Source organism: Streptomyces sp. NPDC059917 (assembly GCF_042730635.1).
In the GTDB taxonomy this organism is placed as follows: Bacteria; Actinomycetota; Actinomycetes; order Streptomycetales; family Streptomycetaceae; genus Streptomyces.
The window spans coordinates 1-4,808 of record NZ_JBHWLC010000171.1 but is presented as its reverse complement, the minus strand read 5'-3'; the positions used below and the strand labels follow the sequence as shown (position 1 = coordinate 4,808).

Below are 4,808 nucleotides of genomic sequence, written 5' to 3'. Positions count from 1 at the left end.
GCAACCAACTCACCCACCGAATGACCCATCACCACATCAGGACGCACCCCACACCGCTCCAACAACCGGAACAGCGCCACCTCAAAAGCAAACAAACCCGTCTGCGTATACACCGTCTCATCGATCAACGCCGCAACAGCAGAACCCTCCTCAGCCCACAACACCTCACGCAACGGCACCTCCAACAACCCATCGAAAGCACCACACACCTCCTCGAACACCTCACCGAACACCGGCAAAGACACCAACTCACGCCCCATACCAATCCGCTGAGACCCCTGACCCGAGAACACCAGAGCCAGGGAGCGACCCGACTTGGCGCGGTCCAGGACGGTGTGCGGATCGGGTTCGCCGGAGATGACGGCGTCGAGGCCGCGCAGGAGCTCCTGGCGGGTGTGGCCGGTGACCACGGCGCGGTGCTCCATGGCGGAGCGTGCGGAGAGCAGCGACCAGGCGACGTCCACGTCGGACGCCCGCTCCACGGCCACGGACTCCCGCAACCGCGCCGCCTGCCCGCGCAACCCGGCAGCCGAACGCGCGGACAACACCCAGGGCACGACGACACCCGAGGACTCCACCGAGGACTCGACCGACGGCTCGACCGGAGACGCGTCCACGGACACGACCACCTGATCGGCCGGAGCCTGCTCCAGCACCACGTGCGCGTTCGTCCCGCTGATACCGAAGGAGGACACGGCCGCCCGACGCGGACGCCCCGTCTCCGGCCACGCACGACTCTCCGTGACCAACTCCACCGCACCCGAAGCCCAGTCCACATGCGGCGTCGGCTCATCCACGTGCAGCGTCTTCGGCACCACTCCGTGCCGCATGGCCTCGACCATCTTGATGATCCCGCCGACACCCGCGGCTGCCTGCGTGTGGCCGACGTTGGACTTCAACGAGCCCATCAGGAGCGGCTGTTCGGCGGCGCGGTCCTGGCCGTAGGTGGCGAGGACCGCCTGGGCCTCGATCGGGTCGCCGAGCGTGGTACCGGTGCCGTGCGCCTCGACGACGTCGACCTCGGCGGCCGTCACGCCCGCACTGGCCAGCGCCTGACGGATCACCCGCTGCTGCGAAGGGCCGTTGGGCGCGGTCAGACCGTTGGACGCGCCGTCCTGGTTCACCGCCGAACCCCGCACCACGGCGAGGACCTCGTGCCCGTTGCGCCGCGCGTCCGACAGCCGCTCCACCAGGAGCAGACCCACGCCCTCCGACCAGGTCGTGCCGTCGGCGCCGGCCGCGAAGGACTTGCAGCGGCCGTCGGGCGCCAGGCCCTGCTGGCGGCTGAACTCGACGAAGGAGTCCGGGGTCGCCATGACGGCGACGCCACCGGCCACGGCCAGGGTGCACTCGCCCTGCCGCAGCGCCTGCGCCGCCTGGTGCAGCGCCACCAGCGACGACGAGCACGCCGTGTCCACCGTCACCGCGGGACCCTCGAACCCGAAGGTGTAGGAGACGCGGCCGGTCGCGATGCTGCCGGTGTTCCCGTTGCCGAGGAAGCCCGCGAGCTCCTCGGGTACGGAGTGCAGCCGGGCGGCGTAGTCGTGGTACATGAGACCGGCGAACACGCCGACCCTGCTGCCGCGCACGGTCGCGGGGTCGATGTGCGCGTACTCGAACGCCTCCCAGGTGGTCTCCAGGAGGAGCCGCTGCTGCGGGTCCATGGCGAGGGCCTCGCGCGGCGAGATCCCGAAGAACTCGGGGTCGAAGTCGGCGGCGTCGTGCAGGAATCCGCCCTCGCCGACGTAGCTGGTGTTGGCGCGCCGACCGTCCCGGTCGACGAGCTCGCGCACGTTCCAACCGCGGTCCTCCGGGAACGGCGTGACACCGTCCCGGCCCTCGGCGACCAGCTGCCACAGCTCCTCGGGGGTGCGGACGCCGCCGGGGTAGCGGCAGCTCATGCCGATGATCGCGATCAGGTCGTCCTCGCCGGACGCCACCGGCGCCGGGGCGGCCGGGGCCGCCGCGTCGGCTTCGTCGCCGACGAGTTCGGCGCGCAGGTGGCGGGCGAGCGCGACGGGCGTCGGGTAGTCGAAGACGAGGGTGGCGGGCAGCCGCACCCCGGTGGCGGTGGCCAGCTGGTTGCGCAGGTCCACCGCGGTGAGCGAGTCGAAGCCGAGCTCGGAGAAGGCCCGTTCGGAGTCGATCTCGCTGTCGGGCGCGTGGCCGAGTGCGGCGGTGACGTGCCGCAGCACCAGCTGCAGCAGCGCCTCTTCGCGGGCGGCGGCGGACAGGGCGCGCAGCCGGTGGCGGAGCCCGTCGGTGGGTTCGGCGCCCGAGGCCCGTCGGGTGGTGGCACGGACGAGGCCGCGCATCACCGGGGGGATCCCGGCGGCCTCACCACGGGCGGCGGCCGGGTCGAACGCCATCGGGACGAGCACCGGTTCGCCCGCGGCGAGCGCCGCGTCGAAGAGTACGAGGCCGTCCTCGACGGACAGGGCCGACATGCCGCCGCGGGAGACGCGGGCGAGGTCCTGCTCGCTCATGACGCCCGACATGGTGCTGCGCTGCTCCCACAGGCCCCAGGCCAGCGCGTGCGCGGTGAGCCCCCGGGCCCTGCGGTGCTCGGCCAGGGCGTCGAGGAAGGTGTTGGCCGCCGCGTAGTTGGCCTGACCGGCCGCGCCGAGAATGCCGGCCGCGGAGGAGAACAGGACGAAGTGGTCCAGCTCAGAGGTGAGTTCGTGCAGGTTCCACGCGGCCTGCGACTTGGGGCGCAGGACGGTGTCGAGCCGCTCGGGGGTCAGCGAGGAGACGACCCCGTCGTCCACGACGCCCGCGCAGTGGACGACGCCGCGCAGTGGCCGATCCGCGGGAATGTCCCCGAGGACGGCGGCCAGGCCGTCCCGGTCCGCCACGTCGCAGGCGGCGACCGTGGTCTCGGCGCCGAGGGCGGCGAGTTCGGCCACCAGCTCCTGCGCACCCGCGGCCCGCGGGCCCTGGCGGCCGAGCAGCAGCAGATGGCGTACGCCGTGCTCGCCCGCCAGGTGACGGGCCACGGCGCTACCGAGGACCCCGGTGCCGCCGGTGATCAGAACGGTCCCGTTCGGGTCCCAGACCGGCGCCTCCTCGCCCTCGGTCCGCCCGGCGGGGGCGGCCGGGACCACTCGGGCGAGTCGGGGCGCCCACAACGCACCGTCTCGAAGGGCCAGTTCGGGCTCGCCCGCAGCGAGCGCGGTCCGCAGGCCCGGTATCAGGAGCGCCGCCGCGTCCTCGGCGGAATCGGCCGAGAGGTCGAACTGCACGATGCGGTCGGGGTGTTCGGACTGGGCCGAGCGCAGCAGACCGCGGGCGGCGGCGTGCGCCGGGTCGGGGCCCGGTCCGTCGGCGGCCGCGAGGGTGGCGGCGTTGCGGGTGAGCAGCAGCAGTCGGGACGGGGCGAACCGGTCGTCGTCGAGCCAGGCCTGCGCCGTCTCGAGCGCCCAGCCGGTGGCGGCCTGCGCGGCCCGCGGCACGTCGGCCGAGGATGCGGGGCAGGCGGCGACGACGGTCTCCGGCACGGCGGCCCCCGCGTCGATCGCCGCGGCGAGGTCCGCGAGATGCGCGTACACCTCGCTGTCGACGTCCGCGGCGCGGGTGAGCGCTGCGGCGGCGTCACCGATGACGGCCCAGCGCGGCCGGGCGGTGTCGCCCGCGACCGGGGGCAGTTCGACCCAACCGGTGCGGTACAGCCATTCGTCGTGGCCGCGCGCGGCGCGCAGTTGGCCGTCGGTGACCGGGCGCAGGACGAGCTTGTCGACGGAGGCCAGGAGCATCCCGGCGCCGTCGGTCATGGTGACCGTGACACCGCCGGTGCCCGCCGGGGCGAGGCGGACCCGTACGGCGGCCGCGCCCGCGGCGTACAGGCGCACGCCTTCCCAGGCGAAGGGCAGGCCGCGCGGCGCCTCGCCGTCGGCGGAGTCCTCCAGCAGGGACACGCCGTGCAGGGCCGCGTCGAGCACCGCCGGGTGCAGGCAGAAGGCGCCCGCGTCGCCCGCGTCGCCGCCCTCGGGCAGCCGCACCTCGGCGAAGACCTCGGAGCCCCGGCGCCATGCGGCCGTGAGCCCCTGGAAGCTGGGGCCGTAGGCAAAGCCGCCGTCCCTCATCGTGTCGTAGAGGCCGTCCACCGGGGCCGGTACGGCGCCCTCCGGCGGCCACGCCTGGAACGCGGGGAGCGGTTCGGGGGCCGCCTGGGCCGGGGACAGCACACCAGTGGCGTGGGTGACCCAGGCTCCGGCGTCGCCGGTCCTCGCGTACACCGCGAAGGAGCGGCGTCCTTCCTCGTCCGCGTCGTCCGCCGTCAGCTGGACCCGCGCGGTGACACCTTCGGGAAGCACCAGCGGGGCCTGCAGGGTGAGTTCCTCGACGCCCGCGCAGCCGACCTCGTCACCGGCCCGCAGCGCCATCTCGACGAATCCCGCGCCGGGGAAGAGCACGGTGCCCAGCACCGCGTGGTCGGCCAGCCAGGGCTGCTCCGCCAGCGAGATCCTGCCGGTGAGGAGCACGCCGTCGCCGTGGGCCAGGCCGACCCTGGCGCCGAGCAGCGGGTGTCCCGTGGTTTCGAGGCCGACGGACCCGATGGCCGCGTCCACACCGGCGGGTGCGGAGCGCCGGGGCCAGTAGCGCTGTCGGTTGAAGGCGTAGGTGGGCAACGCGACCCGCCGTCCGGGACGCAACTGCGGCCACGAAACCGACGCACCCCGCGCATACAACCGCGCCAGACCCTGCCCGAACGAAGCCAACTCGCCCTGCCCGACCCGCACCGCGGGAACCGCGACGACACCCTCACCACGACCCTGCACCAAACCGGACAGCACCGCCTCCGGACCGAC

At 73.8% G+C, this 4,808-nt stretch carries 1 protein-coding gene; it reads right to left on the bottom strand.

What is annotated here, in order from left to right; all coding sequences use genetic code 11:
* Positions 1–4,628 (bottom strand): type I polyketide synthase (locus tag ACFWAR_RS39155; protein ID WP_385788437.1); only part of this gene is annotated, 4,628 nt, incomplete at its 3' end.
* Between the last annotated feature and the right edge of the window lie 180 nt (positions 4,629–4,808).